The organism is Streptomyces sp. NBC_00572, assembly GCF_026341815.1.
Taxonomy (GTDB): Bacteria; Actinomycetota; Actinomycetes; order Streptomycetales; family Streptomycetaceae; genus Streptomyces.
On record NZ_JAPENX010000001.1, the window covers coordinates 1,801,571 to 1,816,464 of the forward strand.

A 14,894-nucleotide genomic window follows, 5' to 3' on the forward strand; every position below is an offset into this window, starting at 1 on the left:
TCTAGAAGTTCACTGTAGCCAGGAAGGACGACAACGCGCACCTCCGGGTTGCACAAGCAACGGGCATCACATGGTTACGAATTGGGCACGGCGACGGCCGCCTGGGGCCTGATCGGGAGGCGGTTGACCGGGCGGCCTGTTGCGGCGCGCACCGCTGAGGCCACTGCGGCGGGCGAGGTGACGACCGGGATCGCGCTCGCGGCCTTCGCTCCGAACGGGGCGACGACGTCTCGTTCTTCGACGAGTTTCACGATGCGAATGTCCGGGGCGTCCAGGGATGTCGGGAGTGCGTAGCCCGTGAAGTCGGGGTGCCGGACCAGGCCGCGGGCGGTGCGGAGGTTCTCCGTGAGGGCCGCGCCGACGCCCTGGGTGACGCCCGCTTCGATGCGGGTGGCGAGCTGGGCGGGGTTGAGGATGCGGCCGACGTCCTGGGCGACGGCCATCTCCACGACTCGTACGGCGCCGAGTTCGATGTCCACGTCGACCACCGCGCGGATCGCGCAGAACGCGAGACCGACGAACGCGTCGCCCTGGCCCGCCTCGTCGAGGGGCTCGGTCGGGTGGGGGCGGCACTGGGCGGTGGCCCAGAGTTCCTTGCCGTCCATCGCCTCGGTGACGGTCGTCGAGAGGACTCCGTCGTACGAGGTGATCTTGCCGTCGGTGATCTGGAGGAGCTCCGTCGACATGCCGAACTGGTGGGCCAGCGGCTGGAGGAGCTGCGTGCGGACCATCTTCGCGGCCCGCTCCACCGCCCCGCCGGAGACCCAGGTGTGGCGACCGTGGGCCGCGGGTCCCGCCGGCGGCTGGTCGGTGTCGACGGGGGCCACGTGGACCTCGTCGATGCCAAGGGTGTCCTGCACGATCTGGCGGGCGAGGGTCGAGAAGCCCGAACCGGTGTCCACGGCCGAGCAGATGACCGTCGCCACGCCCTCCTGGACGCGTACGGTCGCCGTCGACACCTCGTCGGTGCCCTCGGCGCCCAGCATGTGCACCATGCCCAGCGCGTAGCCCACGCCCCGCCGCACCGCGCCGGGTTCGCCCGCGCCCTCGGGGCCGCCGGGCAGCAGCCACTCGCCCTCGGGGGTGTCCTTGGGGAGCGGGGGCAGCGGGAAGTCCCGTACGGCGGAGAGGAGTTCGGCCACCGGGGCCGGGCACGTGACCGTCTGGCCCGTGGGGAGGATGTCGCCGGTCGACATCACGTTCCGCATGCGCAGCTCCGCCGGGTCGACGCCCAGCTTCGCCGCCAGTTTGTCCATCTGCGCCTCGTACGCAGCGCACACCTGCATCGCGCCCTCGCCCCGCACATGGCCGGACGGCGGGTTGTTCGTACGGACCGCCCAGCCTTCGACGAAGGCGTGCGGGACGACGTACGGGCCGCAGGCGAAGGCCACGGCCGCCGCGAGGGACTCCGACGAGGAGTCGGCGTACGCGCCCGCGTCGAGCAGGATCTGCGCCTCCACCTTCACCAGGCGCCCTTCCGCGTCCGCGTGGTGCCGGTAGCGCAGCAGGGTGGGGTGCCGGTGGGCGTGGCCGAGGAAGGATTCCTCGCGCGTAGCGGTGAGCTTGACCGGGCAGCCGGTACGCAGCGCGAGCAGGCCCAGCGGGATCTGGAAGCCCGGGTCCTCGCGGTCGCCGGTGGCGCCGGGGACGCCGGTGACGACCAGCTTGACCTGCTCGGGCGGCAGGCCGAAGCAGGCGGCGGCCAGGTCGCGGTCGGTGTGCGGGTCGGTCGAGGCGGTGTAGAGCTCCACCCCGCCGTCGGGACGCGGTACGGCGAGGCCCGCCTCCGCGCCGATCGGCGCCGGGTCCTGGCGGCCGATCCGGTACAGGCCCTCGACGACGATCTCGCCCGTCGCCTCCGGGTCGCCGAAGCGGAGCGGAATGTGCCGGATCAGGTTTCCGTCGGGGTGCAGCGCCTCCGCCGCGAACGCCTTCTCCGGGTCCGTGACCGGATCGAGCACCTCGTACTCGACGCTGATCGCGGCGGCGGCGAGGCGGGCCGTGTCGGGGTGGTCGGCAGCCACGGCGGCGAGTGCCTCGCCGTGGTGCCGGACCAGGTCGGCGGCGAACACCGGGCGGTCGGCGACCCGGCGACCGTACGTCGCCGCGCCGGGTACGTCGGCGGCCGTCACCACGGCCCGTACGCCCGGCATGGCGGTGGCGGCGCTGGTGTCGACGGAGACGATGCGCGCGTGCGGGTGCGGGGAGCGCAGGATCGCGGCCCAGAGCAGCCCCTCGGCCCACAGGTCGGAGGCGTACGGGAAGGTGCCCTCGGTCTTCGCCCGTGACTCGGCCTGCGGGAGCGAGGTGCCGAGGCCGCGCGCGGGCGGCTCCTGGCCGAGGGGCCCGGGGGTGTCCAGGGCCGGGACCGTGGGAACGGCGGTGATCGCGTCGCTCACGCCATGCCTCCGTCGTGCGGGTGGGGAATCTGGTGCGGGACACGGGGCTCGTCGGAGGCTTCGGCCGCGGCGCTCGCCTCGCGCTCGGACACGACGTCGCGTACGGCTTCGAGGACGCCCCGGTAGCCGGAGCAGCGGCAGAGGTTGCCGGCGAGCGCCTGGCGGGTCTCGAGTTCGCTGGGGGCGTGGTTGCCCTCCAGGAGGTCGTGCACGGTCATGCACATGCCGGGGATGCAGAAGCCGCACTGCACGGTGCCGCACTTGGCCATCGCCCGCTGCACGTCGGAGGGCTCCCCGTCGACCGCGAGGCCCTCGACCGTCCGCACCTCGCTCCCGGCGGCGGTCGCCGCGGGGACCAGGCAGGAGGCGACGAGCCGGCCGTCGACCTGCACGTTGCACGCGCCGCACTCGCCCTGCGAGCAGCCGTCCTTGGCCCCGGCGAGGCCGAGGCGCTCGCGCAGGACGTAGAGCAGCGACTCGCCGATCCAGGAGCCGGTGACGGGCCGGTCGGCGCCGTTGACCCGGAGGGTGTACGAGGTGTGGGGGTGCTCGTCGCTGTCGGTGGAGGCGGCGAGGTTCAGGCCGGGGGCCGGGTCGGGTGCGGGAACGGGGTCCTCGTGGGCGGCCGACATGTCGGGCTCATCCGGCCCGTCGCCCGGCTCCTCGCCGGGCCCCTCCGTCTCCGCCTCGGCCTGCTCGGCCTCCGGGCTCGCGCCCGGCTCGCCGTCGCCCGCGTCGGCGGCCGCCGCATCGGTCTCGGTGACGGCCTGCGCGGCCGGCTCCTCCGGAAGCGCCCACGGCGCCGGGGCGCCGCCCGGCAGGGTCGCAGGAGCCTCGGCGTAGGGCCTGACGGACGAGGCGGCGAACTCGCCCGGCTCCTCCGTCGGCTCGGCACCTTCGGCCTCGACCTCGGCCATGTCCGGTACGACCGGAATCTCCCACTGGCCGGTGGTGCCGGAGGCGGCGGGCGCCGTCACCTCCGTGAAGCGCCACTCGGCCGTCGCGTGCGGATCCTGCTCGAAGTGCTCGACGCGCTCCGTGTGGCCGGTGTGGCCGCCGTTGCCGGTGTGACCCGCCTGCTCGAAGTGTCCGGGCTGCCCCGCGTACCCCGTCTGCTCGACGTACTCGGCCGGCTGCCCGAAGGGCGCGCCCCGGTCGGCGTACTCCGCACCGTCGAAGTACTGGGTCTGCTCCGCGTACCCGGTCTGCTCCGCCTGCGTCGGCAGGTGGACCGTCCACGTGCCCGTCGCCGCCGGGTCCGTCGCCGCCTGGGTGAGCGGCTGCAGCGGGGTGATCATCGGCGGTACGTAGCCGTGGCCGGGGGCCTCCAGGGGGACGCCGTCCAGCATGAAGTCCGGGGGCAGCTGGACGAACGCGGTGGCGTCCCCGTCGTACCCCTCGCTCTGCGGGATCGGCTCCCAGCCGCCCGGGCTGCCGCCCTGGTTCCCGTGCTGTTCGTTGCTGCTCACGACAGTGCCCTCCCCAGTGCCCGTCGGGCGAGTGCGGCGACCGTGCGCCGCAGGTGCAGTACGGCCGGGGGCAACACTTCGTCGCCCGGCGGGTCCGGGATGCAGGCGGCGGCGACGTACTCGCCGAACGCCGCGAGCGCCTCGGGGGCGAGCCCCCGGTCGTTGTCCCAGTCGACCAGCGAGGCGATCCAGCGCTCCGCCTCCAGCGGGCGCAGCGGCATCGGCGCGACGGCGCCGACCGCGCAGCGCACCCCGCGCCTGGCCGGGTCGAGGACGACGGCGACGGAGGCGGTGGCGCGGGCCGGGCCGGTACGGCCGGTGGCCTTGACGAAGACCTGGGGGGCGTGGAGCAGCGGGACGCGGACGAAGGCGACGAGCTCGCCGGGAGCCAGCAGGTCGCGTCCTGCCAGCAGGTGGGAGACGGGGATCTCGCGGCTGCCGAGCGGCCCGAGGACGACCAGGTCGGCCTCCAGGGCGGCGAGGACGGGCAGCGAGTCGCCGGTGGGCGCGGCGGTGACGACGTTGCCGCCGAGGGTGCCCGCGTTGCGGATCTGGGGCGGTCCCGCCGCGCGGGAGGCGGCGGCGAGGGCGGGGATGAGGGCGGCGAAGTCGGGGCGGCCCATGCGCGCGTGCGTGAGGCCCGCGCCGAGGAGTGCGTGGCCGTCCTGGTACTGCCAGCCACGGATTTCGTTGATGCGGCTCAGGCCGACGAGTCCGGCGGGGCGGAGCTGGCCCTTGTTGACGGCGGCCATCAGGTCGGTGCCACCGGCGACGGGGACGGCGGCCGGCATGGCCGTGAGCGCCGCCACGGCCTCGTCCAGCGAGGCGGGCAGCGTCACGGACTGCGCCGTCTGTGGTGCGTGCGTGGTCAACCCGCTGCCCCTTCCCGGTGTCCCGGTGGTCCCCGAATGTGCCCGGCGGTCGCGCCTGCGTGTGGGCGTACCGTACGTGCTCACAGGCCGGACGTGGCAACTCTGGCACATCTTCCGAGCGGTCCGGCGCGAGGGTCCGCGAAGGACTGTTCCGTCCGGGACGCCCCGAGGAGCGACGGTAACTTCCGTTTCGCCGCTCTTGGGTGAAGGGGCTTGTCGGGTCCCTCACACGATCGGGGGCGTCCCCTCCAGAGGTCGCCCGAGGACTCCCGGGCGTTGCTGCCGGGGGTGGGGTCCGGCGGGCGGCCGGTAGTCCACGCCGAGGGCGTCGAGACGCCGGTAGTGGGTGCTCATCCGGCGCTCGAAGGCCGGGTAGTCGCGCGCCTCGGGCGCGGGCAGCGCGGACCAGGCGACCTCGGCGAAGGCGGCGAGGCGCGGGAAGACCTGGTAGTCGACGCGGGACCGGTTCTCCATGACCTCGGTCCAGACGTTGGCCTGGGTTCCCAGGATGTGGGCGGCGGCCTCCGGCGCGAGCCCCGGCGGGACGGGCTCGAAGCGGTAGACGTCCTCCAGGGTGCGGACGTACCCGATGGGCATCGGCTCGTCCTCGCCCGGCGCCTGACGGTGGTCCAGGTACACCTGCTGCTCGGGGCACATGACGACGTCGTGGCCGGCCTCGGCGGCGGCGATCCCACCCCCGTACCCCCGCCAGGACGACACGGCCGCGCCGTCGGCGAGGCCGCCCTCCAGGATCTCGTCCCAGCCGATGAGCCGCCGGCCGCGGGCGGCGAGCCAGCGGTCGAAGTGCCGGATGAACCAGGACTGGAGCTCGTCCTCGTCGGCGAGCCCGAGTTCCTTGATACGGGCCTGGGCGACCGGGGAGGCCTTCCACTGGTCCTTGGGGCACTCGTCGCCGCCGACGTGGACGAAGGGTGACGTGGCCGCCGGGAAGAGGTCGAGGACCTCCTCGAAGACGCCCTCGTAGAAGCGCAGGACGGCCTCGGTGGGGGCGAGGATGTTGGGGTTGACGCCCCAGGTGTCCCAGACGGTGAGGGCGGCGGTGTCGACGACGTCGGTGTTGCCGAGTTCGGGGTACGCGGAGATCGCGGCCTGCGAGTGACCCGGGAGGTCGATCTCGGGGACGACGGTGATGTGCCGCTCGGCGGCGTACGCGACGATCTCGCGGATGTCGTCCTGGGTGTAGAACCCGCCGTGCGGGGTCTCGTCCCAGAGCGGCGAGGCCCGGTGGCCCCACTTGCTGCGGGCCCGCCAGGAACCGACCTCGGTGAGCTTGGGGTGGCGCTTGATCTCGATGCGCCAGCCCTGGTCGTCGGTGAGGTGGAAGTGGAAGACGTTGAGCTTGTGGGCGGCGAGGAGGTCGAGGTAGCGCAGGACGTCGTCCTTGGGCAGGAAGTGCCGGGAGACGTCGAGCAGGAGGCCGCGCCAGCCGAAGCGGGGGGCGTCCTCGATCGTCTGCGCCGTCACGGCCGCGACGGCCCCCTTCTTCACCGGCGCCTCACGGAAGGCCTCGGGGCCGAGGAGCTGACGGAGGGTCTGGGCGCCCCAGAAGACGCCGGCCGGCCCGCCGCCGGTGATCTCGACGACCTGGTTGATCAGGACGTGGAGCCGGTACGCCTCGGGGGCCAGGGTGTCGTCGAGGCGCAGCCGGACGCTGTTGGTGGCGTTCTCGTCGTCCGTGTCCCGGAGCGGGAGCGCGAAGGCGGCGCCCAGCGTGGTGCGCAGCCAGCGTGCGGTGGTCTCGGTGCCGGCTGCCGCGCTGAGGGTCGTCCGCTTGTCCAGGATGAAGCCGCAGCGGTACGGCCCCTCCACGCGCGCGGGGGCCGGGATCAGGTCCATGGGGTGGGTCATCGCGTCAGTCCTTCACCGCCCCGCCCAGTCCCGAGACCAGGCGGCGCTGTACGAGTACGAAGAAGACGAGCACCGGGACGGTCATCACGGTCGAGCCGGCCATGATGCCTCCCCAGTCGTTCTCGTCGGGCTTGAAGAAGACGAGCAGGGCCATGGGCAGGGTCGACTGCGAGGTGTCGCTGATGATGAACGACTTCGCGAAGAGGAAGTCGTTCCAGGTCGAGATGAACGAGAAGACGCTCGTCGCCACGAGGCCGGGGAAGACCAGCGGGAAGAGGATCTGCCACAGGAACCGCGTGCGGCTGGCCCCGTCGATCTGCGCCTGTTCCTCCAGGGCCTCCGGCACCGCCTTGACGAAGCCCCGCAGCATCCAGATCGCGAAGGGCAGCGAGAAGGCGATGTGCGGCAGGATCAGCGCGCCGAGGGTGTTGAGCTGGCCGGTGTCCCGCATGAGGAAGAACAGCGGGATGGCCAGGGCCTCGACCGGCACCATCTGGGCGACCAGGAACATGATCAGGAGCGTCGTCCGGAACCTGAAGCGGAACCGGGTGACGGCCGTCGCCGCCAGGAAGGCGATCAGCGCGGAGGCGAGGACGACCGTGCCCGCCACGATCAGCGAGTTGAGGAAGTAGCGGCCGAAGTCCTGCTGTTCGAAGACGCGCCGGAAGGAGTCGAGGGACGGGGAGAGCGTCCACGGTCGGGGGTCGGTGGACTGGATCTCGCCGGCCGGTTTGAAGGCCGAGAGGACCATCCAGTACAGGGGGAAGGCGACGGCGGCCGCGACGAGCAGGGTGACGGCCTCGGCGGCGAGGCGCCCGGGCCGCCGCACTCGGAATGTGGTCACAGTGCTTCTCCCTGGCGTCGCAGCAGGCGCAGGTAGACGAGCGTCACGGCCAGCAGGATCAGCAGCATGACGACGCCGATCGCCGAGCCCAGGCTGTACTGGGACGAGGCGAAGGCCTTCTGGTAGGCGTACACGTTGAGGACGAGGTTCTGGCCGGCGATGCCGCCGCCGTTCGTCATCACGTAGATCTGGGTGAAGAGCTTGAAGTCCCAGATGATCGACTGGATCGTGACGACGACCAGGATCGGCCGGAGCATCGGCGCCATGACCGAGCGCCAGATCCGCCACTGTGAGGCGCCGTCGAGGGCGGCGGCCTCCAGGACCTCGGACGGGATGGCCTTGATGCCCGCGTAGACGGTGACCATCACGAACGGGAAGGAACACCAGACGACTTCGAGGAGGACGAGGGCGAAGGCGCTGTACTTGCCGTACGTCCAGGAGAAGTCGCCGAGCCCGAGCAGTTTGTTGACGGGGCCGAAGTCGGCGTCGAAGAGGAAGACCCAGACCGTCGAGCCGGTGATCGCGGGCGTGGCCCAGGCGCCGAGCGCGGCCATCATCAGAACGAACCGCGGCAGGGCACGCACGCGCGTGAGGAGTACGGCGAGGGCGCAGCCGACGGCGAGCGTGGTGACGACGCAGGCGGCGGCGAAGAGGACGGTGGCGAGGAGGACCTGCCGGAACTGGGGGTCGGCGAAGAGGGTCGTGTAGTTGCCGAAGCCCTTGAAGGAGGTGGGTTCGCCGCCGCTGACCTGGGCCTGGGTGTACTCCAGGAAGGAGATCAGGCCGAGCTGGTAGACGGGGTAGACGAGGAGTCCGCCGAGGACGGCGAGGGCGGGCACTAGGTACAGCCAGGGGGTCCAAGGGCGGTGGCCCCTGGGGGCGCCGCGCCGGGCCGGCCGGGGGGCCGGGGGCGCGGTCGGGCCCGGCCGCTTCTCGGTGACGGTGAGCTGGGTCGTCATGCGGCTCAGCCCGCCGGCGCGAAGGCCGCGTCCATCTTCTTCGCGGCGTCGTCGGCCGCCGCCTTGACGTCCTTACGGCCGCTGACGACCTCCTGGAACATCGTGGGCAGGACGAGGGAGGCGTCGATCTGGCCCCAGCCGGGGGACGCCGGGACGAACTTGGTGCCCGCGCCGAGGGTGTCGATGAAGGGCTTCACGAAGGGCTGCCGCTGGGCTGCGGCGGTCCGGACGTCGGTGTACGTGGGGAGGAAGCCCATCGCGTCGAAGAGCCGGCCCTGGGTCTCCTTGCCGGTGAGGGACTTGAGGAGGTCGACGGCGAGGCTGCGGTGCGAGGTGCTCTTGAGGACGCCGATGTTGTTGCCGCCGGCGAAGGCCGGGGCGATAGAGCCGGGGGTGGTGCCGGGCAGCGGGACGACGGCGTACTTGCCCTTGACGGTGCCGGCTTCGACGGCGGCGTGGCTGAAGTCGCCGCCGATGGCCATGGCGGCCTTGCCGGAGGCGAAGGCGGTGACGGTGGCGTTGCCGCCCATCTGGGCGCACTTTGCGGCGGGGCAGTTGTCGTCGCCGAAGAGCGAGGTGTAGGTGCCGATGCCCTTGAGGGCGGCCTCGCTGTTGACGGCGGCCTTGTACGAGTCGCCGTTCGCGGTGGCGAGTTCGCCGCCGGCCGCCCAGACGAAGGGCACGGCGCCGTAGGTGTACGCGCCGCCGACGGCGATGCCGTACAGGTCGGGCTTGGCCTTGCGGATCTTCTTCGCGGTGGAGACGAGTTCGGCCTGGCTCTTGGGGGCGGTCAGGCCGAGTTCCTCGAACACGTCGGTGCGGTAGTAGAGGGCGCGGACGCCGACGAAGAGCGGGGATCCGTAGACCTTTCCGCCGACGGTGACGGACTGCTTGGCGGTGGGGTCGGTGTCCTTGGCCTCGTCCCAGGCGCCGAACTCGGCGCTGATGTCGGCGAGTCCGCCGTCCTTCACGTATCCGGCGGTGTCGGTGTTGCCGTACTCGATGAGGTCGGGGGCCGACTTGGGGTCGTTGAAGGCGGCCTTGACGCGCTGGGCGCGGGTCTCGACGGGGATGTACTCGACCTCGACCTTCGCGCCCTGGTGCTGCTTCTCGAAGGCGGCGACGGCCTGTGCGACGACCTGTTCCTTGGGCTTGTTGCTCACCTCCTGGAAGAGCCAGACCCGCAGGGTGCCGGTCTTCTCGTCCGTCGTCGCCTTGCCGTCGGAGATCTGGGGCGCGCAGGCGGTGGCGGTCAGGCCGGCCAGCAGGAGTGCGGCGGCCGGGGCGGTGAGGCAGGCAGGAAGCTTCATGACGGATCCCCTCCAGGTGCGTGCGTTGCAGCATGCGCAATGCGCGTTTCGTTCTGCACAACACGCGTGAGGTTAGGCGCGCCTCAGGCGACCCGACAAGAGGTCTCGACCACCTCAACCACTCCGTGACCGGCGAATGCACCCTGCGCAACGCGCGCCGAAAGGCCCCCGGAACGCGAAACGGCCCCCGTCACCCGTACCGAAGTACGCGTGACGGGGGCCGCCCCCGACATCCCCGGACGTCAGGACACCTACTTGTCCTTGCCGCCCTTGTCCTTGTCGCCACCGCCGGCGCCCATGGAGTCGTAGATCTCCTTGCACATCGGACAGACCGGGTACTTCTTGGGGTCACGCCCCGGCACCCAGACCTTTCCGCACAGCGCCACGACGGGGGTGCCGTCGAGGGCGCTCGCCATGATCTTGTCCTTCTGGACGTAATGGGCGTAGCGCTCGTGGTCGCCGTCACCGTGGGACACCTGCGGCGTCGGCTCGACGAGGGTTCCCGTACCTGCCCCGCGCTCGGGCTCGAGAGTGCTCATAACCGCCAAGGGTACTGAAAGCCGGGGCCCGCGGTTGAGGGACGGGTCGCCGTCAGTTGAGGGACGGGTCGTCGGGGTACGTCGCGATCATCGCGAGGTCGCCGCGCTGCCGTCTGAGCACCTGCCGCCAGAGCGTCTCGGGCTGCGGCGAGGAGACGTCGCCGGGCTCCGACTCGACCACGTACCAGGCCCCGGCGCCGAGCTCGGACTCCATCTGGCCGGGGCCCCAGCCCGCGTATCCGGCGAAGATCCGCAGCGAGCCGAGGGCCGGTCCGAGCAGCTCGGGCGGGGTCTCCAGATCGACCAGGCCGATCGCCCCGTACACCCGCCGCCAGCCGAGCGGGCCCTCGTCGCCGGGGATCACGGCGATGCCGAGGGCCGCGTCGAGCGAGACGGGGCCACCCTGGAAGACGACGCCGGGTTCGCCGGCGAGTCCGGCCCAGGGGGCGAGGATGTCGCCGACGGTCACCGGCGTCGGCCGGTTGAGGACCACGCCGAGTGAGCCCTCGTCGTCGTGGTCGAGCAGCAGCACCACCGCGCGGTCGAAATTCGGGTCCGCGAGGGCGGGGGTGGCGACGAGCAGCCGTCCTGTGAGCGAGGACACCTCGGTCATGCGACACATGATCCCGCATCTTCGGCGTTCGCGGGGGTTGTCGGACGGGACGAACCGGAGCGATGGCGGGAAGTCGCCGACCACCGCAGATCAGATCGGTGACCGCCGCGATGAAGAGGGGGCCGCGGGCCGTCCCGGCGACGGAAACGGACGGTGACGCTCCGCAAGATCACGGGAACAGAGGGTGTTGTGCCGAATTCATTACATCTGACAGGCCCCCCGAGGCACTCCTTGGAGGTCTCATGGCCCCTTACCCTTTTCACTGGCCACCCGACCGACCCCACTCCGGAACGCGAGATTCATGACCGGCACAGACAGCCATGATGTACTGCTCGTCCATGGCGGAACCCCGCTGGAGGGCGAGATCCGCGTCCGCGGCGCGAAGAACCTCGTGCCCAAGGCGATGGTCGCCGCCCTGCTCGGCAGCGGCCCGAGCCGCCTGCGCAACGTTCCCGACATCCGGGACGTCCGCGTGGTCCGCGGGCTGCTCCAGCTGCACGGAGTGACGGTCCGCCCGGGCGAGGAGCCCGGCGAGCTCGTCCTCGACCCGACGCACGTCGAGTCGGCGAACGTCGCCGACATCGATGCCCACGCCGGTTCGTCCCGCATCCCGATCCTCTTCTGCGGCCCGCTGCTGCACCGTCTCGGCCACGCCTTCATCCCGGGCCTCGGCGGCTGCGACATCGGCGGCCGGCCCATCGACTTCCACTTCGACGTGCTGCGCCAGTTCGGCGCCACCATCGAGAAGCGGGAGGGCGGCCAGTACCTGGAGGCCCCGCAGCGTCTTCGCGGTTGCAAGATCCGGCTGCCGTACCCCTCGGTCGGCTCGACCGAGCAGGTGCTGCTGACGGCCGTGCTCGCCGAGGGCGTCACCGAGCTGTCGAACGCCGCCGTGGAGCCCGAGATCGAGGACCTGATCAGCGTCCTGCAGAAAATGGGCGCGATCATCTCCATGGACACCGACCGGACCATCCGGATCACCGGTGTCGACCGCCTCGACGGCTACACCCACCGGGCGCTCCCGGACCGCCTCGAAGCGGCCTCCTGGGCGTCCGCGGCGCTCGCCACCGAGGGCAACATCTACGTGCGCGGCGCCCAGCAGCGCTCGATGATGACCTTCCTCAACACGTACCGGAAGGTGGGTGGCGCCTTCGAGATCGACGACGAGGGCATCCGCTTCTGGCACCCGGGCGGCTCGCTCAACGCGATCCACCTGGAGACGGACGTGCACCCCGGCTTCCAGACGGACTGGCAGCAGCCGCTGGTCGTGGCCCTGACGCAGGCCTCCGGCCTCTCCATCGTCCACGAGACGGTGTACGAGTCCCGGCTCGGCTTCACCTCCGCGCTCAACCAGATGGGCGCTCACATCCAGCTGTACCGCGAGTGTCTGGGCGGCTCGGACTGCCGCTTCGGCCAGCGCAACTTCCTGCACTCGGCGGTCGTGTCCGGCCCGACGAAGCTCCAGGGCGCCGACCTGGTCATCCCCGACCTGCGCGGCGGCTTCTCGTACCTGATCGCGGCGCTCGCGGCCCAGGGCACCTCCCGGGTGCACGGCATCGAGCTGATCAACCGCGGCTACGAGAACTTCATGGAGAAGCTCGTCGAGCTCGGCGCCAAGGTCGAGCTGCCGGGCAGCGCACTGGTGTAAACGGGCGGTACGCGGGCGCGTGGCCGGCCCCTGGGGGCGCCACGCACCCGCGTACACCGCCTTCCGAAGGCGCCAAGGCCCGTCTGACGGGCAAACGGAAGGGCGGCCACCCCCTGACAGGGTGGCCGCCCTTCCTGCGCCTCCAGGCTGCTTACGCGGCCTTGGTGGCCTTACTTGCCCTTGGCGGCTTCCTTGAGCTTCGAGCCCGCGGAGACCTTCACGCTGTAGCCGGCCGGGATGTTGATCGGGTCGCCGGTCTGCGGGTTACGAGCGGTGCGAGCGGCACGGTGGGTGCGCTCGAAGGTCAGGAAGCCGGGGATGGTGACCTTCTCGTCGCCCTTGGCGACGACCTCACCGACGGTCTCGGCGAGAGCGGCCAGCACGGCGTCGGCGTCCTTGCGGGTCACCTCGGCGCGGTCGGCCAGGGCGGCCACCAGCTCACTGCGGTTCATGTTGTTACTCCCGTGTTCTTCTTGCCTGTGAGGCGTGCCACGCGGCGGAAGCCGCGTGATTGGGTACAGCGAAGCCGATGCTGCCAGGGCCTTCGGACAGTCCCCGGACCCGGGTCTAATGACAGACCCTCGCGCCCAAACACGCATCCTGCCCCCACCAGCGGCGGGAACGCCAATCCGGCACCCCCTGGGGTCACACGAAAAGCGCCAGAGCCCCGTGGTGGTGACGTTCTGTCGACTCCGCGAAAACCACGCGGAGCCGAAAAGCCACCCTAAAGGCGGGTTTACGGCTCCGCGAATCGCGACGCGCCGTCAGCGCCCGGTCGCCGCCGGGCCGCCGGCCGCCGCCTTCGCCGCGTTGCGCACGGCTCCGGCGACCGCACCCGCGACCTTGTCGTTGAAGACCGACGGGATGATGTAGTTCGGGTTCAGCTCGTCCTCGGTGACGACGTCGGCGAGGGCCGTGGCGGCCGCCAGCATCATCTCCGTGTTGACCGTACGGGACTGGGCGTCGAGGAGACCGCGGAAGACACCCGGGAAGACCAGCACGTTGTTGATCTGGTTCGGGAAGTCGGAGCGGCCGGTGGCGACGACGGCGGCCGTCTGACGCGCGGCGGCCGGGTCGACCTCCGGGTCGGGGTTCGCGAGCGCGAACACGATCGCGCCCTCCGCCATGGCGGCGACGTCCTGCGCGCCCAGCAGGTTGGGGGCCGAGACGCCGATGAACACGTCCGCGCCGACCACGGCCTGCTTGAGGGTGCCGGTGACGCCCTCGGGGTTGGTGTTGTCGGCGATCCAGCGCAGCGGAGTGCCGGGCGCGGCGTCCACGAGGTCCTCGCGGCCCGCGTGCACGACGCCGTGGATGTCGGCGACGACGGCGTGCTTGACGCCCGCGGCGATCAGCAGCTTCAGGATGGCCGTACCGGCGGCGCCGGCACCGGACATGACGACCCGTACGTCGCCGATGCCCTTGTTGACGACGCGCAGCGCGTTGGTGAGGGCGGCGAGGACGACGATGGCGGTGCCGTGCTGGTCGTCGTGGAAGACGGGGATGTCGAGGGCCTCGCGCAGCCGGGCCTCGATCTCGAAGCAGCGCGGCGCGGAGATGTCCTCCAGGTTGATGCCCGCGAAGCCGGGGGCGATCGCCTTGACGATCGCGACGATCTCGTCGGTGTCCTGCGTGTCGAGGCAGATCGGCCAGGCGTCGATGCCGGCGAAGCGCTTGAAGAGGGCGGCCTTGCCCTCCATGACGGGCAGGGCCGCCATCGGGCCGATGTTGCCGAGGCCGAGGACGGCGGAGCCGTCGGTGACGACCGCGACGGAGTTGCGCTTGATGGTGAGGCGGCGGGCGTCCTCGGGGTTCTCGGCGATCGCCATGCACACGCGGGCGACGCCCGGGGTGTAGATCATGGAGAGGTCATCACGGTTGCGGATGGGGTGCTTGGACGCCATCTCGATCTTGCCGCCGAGGTGCATCAGGAACGTACGGTCGGAGACCTTGCCGAGGACGACGCCCTCGATGGTGCGCAGCTGCTCGACGATCTCGTCGGCGTGCGCGGTCGAGGTCGCGGCGATGGTGACGTCGATGCGGAGCTTCTCGTGGCCGGAGGCGGTCACGTCGAGGCCGGTGACGGATCCGCCGTGGGACTCCACCGCCGTGGTGAGCTGGGAGACCGCGGTTCCGCTCGCGGGAACCTCCAGCCGGACCGTCATCGAGTACGAGACGCTGGGCGCCGTTGCCATGGCCGACTTCCTCTGCTTTCCCTGAGCTTCGTTGCTACGCCGCCCCGGCTGGTTGCCCGGCGGCGCCCTCCGATGGTCGCACCTACCTGCCGGTAGCAGGTAATGCGGTCATTTTGTTTTCGGAAAGTAGTTTCCACCATACGAGAAGCTGCCGGGAAACAGAAGAGGCCCCCGTCA

At 71.4% G+C, this 14,894-nt stretch carries 12 protein-coding genes; 1 reads left to right on the plus strand and 11 read right to left on the minus strand.

From position 1 onward, the window contains the following. Positions 1–74: 74 nt before the first annotated feature. The 9 genes from OG514_RS08245 to OG514_RS08285 all read right to left on the minus strand — a co-directional run bounded on the left by OG514_RS08245 (position 75) and on the right by OG514_RS08285 (position 10,874). Positions 75–2,360 (minus strand): xanthine dehydrogenase family protein molybdopterin-binding subunit, encoded by a 2,286-nt coding sequence (locus tag OG514_RS08245; RefSeq protein ID WP_266900788.1) that lies wholly within the window; start codon positions 2,358–2,360, stop codon positions 75–77. 35 nt (positions 2,361–2,395) lie between these two features. Then, positions 2,396–3,868, minus strand: coding sequence for a (2Fe-2S)-binding protein (locus OG514_RS08250; RefSeq protein ID WP_266892405.1), 1,473 nt, complete (start codon positions 3,866–3,868; stop codon positions 2,396–2,398). Further along, the gene (locus OG514_RS08255) at positions 3,865–4,740 is read right to left on the minus strand and encodes a xanthine dehydrogenase family protein subunit M (protein ID WP_030324484.1); all 876 of its coding nucleotides are present in this window, start codon (positions 4,738–4,740) and stop codon (positions 3,865–3,867) included. Before OG514_RS08255 ends, OG514_RS08250 begins: the two co-directional genes overlap by 4 nt. Positions 4,741–4,965: 225 nt before the next feature. After that, positions 4,966–6,609 (minus strand): beta-N-acetylhexosaminidase, encoded by a 1,644-nt coding sequence (locus OG514_RS08260; RefSeq protein ID WP_266892409.1) that lies wholly within the window; start codon positions 6,607–6,609, stop codon positions 4,966–4,968. Between the two features lie 4 nt (positions 6,610–6,613). After that, on the minus strand, positions 6,614–7,453 hold the full coding sequence (locus tag OG514_RS08265) for a carbohydrate ABC transporter permease (RefSeq protein WP_266892411.1): 840 nt from the start codon (positions 7,451–7,453) through the stop codon (positions 6,614–6,616). Further along, entirely contained in the window at positions 7,450–8,412 is a 963-nt protein-coding gene (locus OG514_RS08270) for a carbohydrate ABC transporter permease (RefSeq protein ID WP_266892413.1), read from the minus strand. Before OG514_RS08270 ends, OG514_RS08265 begins: the two co-directional genes overlap by 4 nt. Before the next feature lie 5 nt (positions 8,413–8,417). Then, the gene (locus OG514_RS08275; protein WP_266892415.1) at positions 8,418–9,722 is read right to left on the minus strand and encodes an extracellular solute-binding protein; all 1,305 of its coding nucleotides are present in this window, start codon (positions 9,720–9,722) and stop codon (positions 8,418–8,420) included. A 251-nt stretch (positions 9,723–9,973) separates the two neighbouring features. Beyond that, complete coding sequence (locus tag OG514_RS08280) at positions 9,974–10,261, minus strand: DUF3039 domain-containing protein (protein ID WP_015033918.1); 288 nt, start codon at positions 10,259–10,261, stop codon at positions 9,974–9,976. 52 nt (positions 10,262–10,313) lie between these two features. Next, entirely contained in the window at positions 10,314–10,874 is a 561-nt protein-coding gene (locus tag OG514_RS08285; RefSeq protein ID WP_266892418.1) for a YqgE/AlgH family protein, read from the minus strand. Between the two features lie 301 nt (positions 10,875–11,175). On the opposite strand from OG514_RS08285, the gene murA reads away from it, so the two are divergent. Further along, complete coding sequence (gene murA / locus OG514_RS08290) at positions 11,176–12,522, plus strand: UDP-N-acetylglucosamine 1-carboxyvinyltransferase (protein ID WP_266892420.1); 1,347 nt, start codon at positions 11,176–11,178, stop codon at positions 12,520–12,522. A gap of 170 nt (positions 12,523–12,692) precedes the next feature. Here murA and OG514_RS08295 read toward each other — a convergent pair whose 3' ends face one another. After that, positions 12,693–12,974 carry an HU family DNA-binding protein gene (locus OG514_RS08295; protein WP_017237029.1) on the minus strand — a complete coding sequence of 94 codons (282 nt, stop codon included), beginning with the start codon at positions 12,972–12,974 and terminating at the stop codon, positions 12,693–12,695. A 312-nt stretch (positions 12,975–13,286) separates the two neighbouring features. Next, positions 13,287–14,717: an NAD-dependent malic enzyme gene (locus OG514_RS08300; RefSeq protein WP_266892428.1), complete on the minus strand. Its 1,431-nt coding sequence runs from the start codon at positions 14,715–14,717 to the stop codon at positions 13,287–13,289. Positions 14,718–14,894: the final 177 nt, after the last annotated feature.

What these genes read in the sequence shown, in the direction of transcription:
- OG514_RS08285 (WP_266892418.1), bottom strand. Translation starts at nt 10,874, where the DNA reads ATGACCGAGGTGTCCTCGCTCACAGGACGGCTGCTCGTCGCCACCCCC.
- murA (WP_266892420.1), top strand. Translation starts at nt 11,176, where the DNA reads ATGACCGGCACAGACAGCCATGATGTACTGCTCGTCCATGGCGGAACC.
- OG514_RS08300 (WP_266892428.1), bottom strand. Translation starts at nt 14,717, where the DNA reads ATGGCAACGGCGCCCAGCGTCTCGTACTCGATGACGGTCCGGCTGGAG.
- OG514_RS08270 (WP_266892413.1), bottom strand. Translation starts at nt 8,412, where the DNA reads ATGACGACCCAGCTCACCGTCACCGAGAAGCGGCCGGGCCCGACCGCG.
- OG514_RS08260 (WP_266892409.1), bottom strand. Translation starts at nt 6,609, where the DNA reads ATGACCCACCCCATGGACCTGATCCCGGCCCCCGCGCGCGTGGAGGGG.
- OG514_RS08295 (WP_017237029.1), bottom strand. Translation starts at nt 12,974, where the DNA reads ATGAACCGCAGTGAGCTGGTGGCCGCCCTGGCCGACCGCGCCGAGGTG.
- OG514_RS08275 (WP_266892415.1), bottom strand. Translation starts at nt 9,722, where the DNA reads ATGAAGCTTCCTGCCTGCCTCACCGCCCCGGCCGCCGCACTCCTGCTG.
- OG514_RS08280 (WP_015033918.1), bottom strand. Translation starts at nt 10,261, where the DNA reads ATGAGCACTCTCGAGCCCGAGCGCGGGGCAGGTACGGGAACCCTCGTC.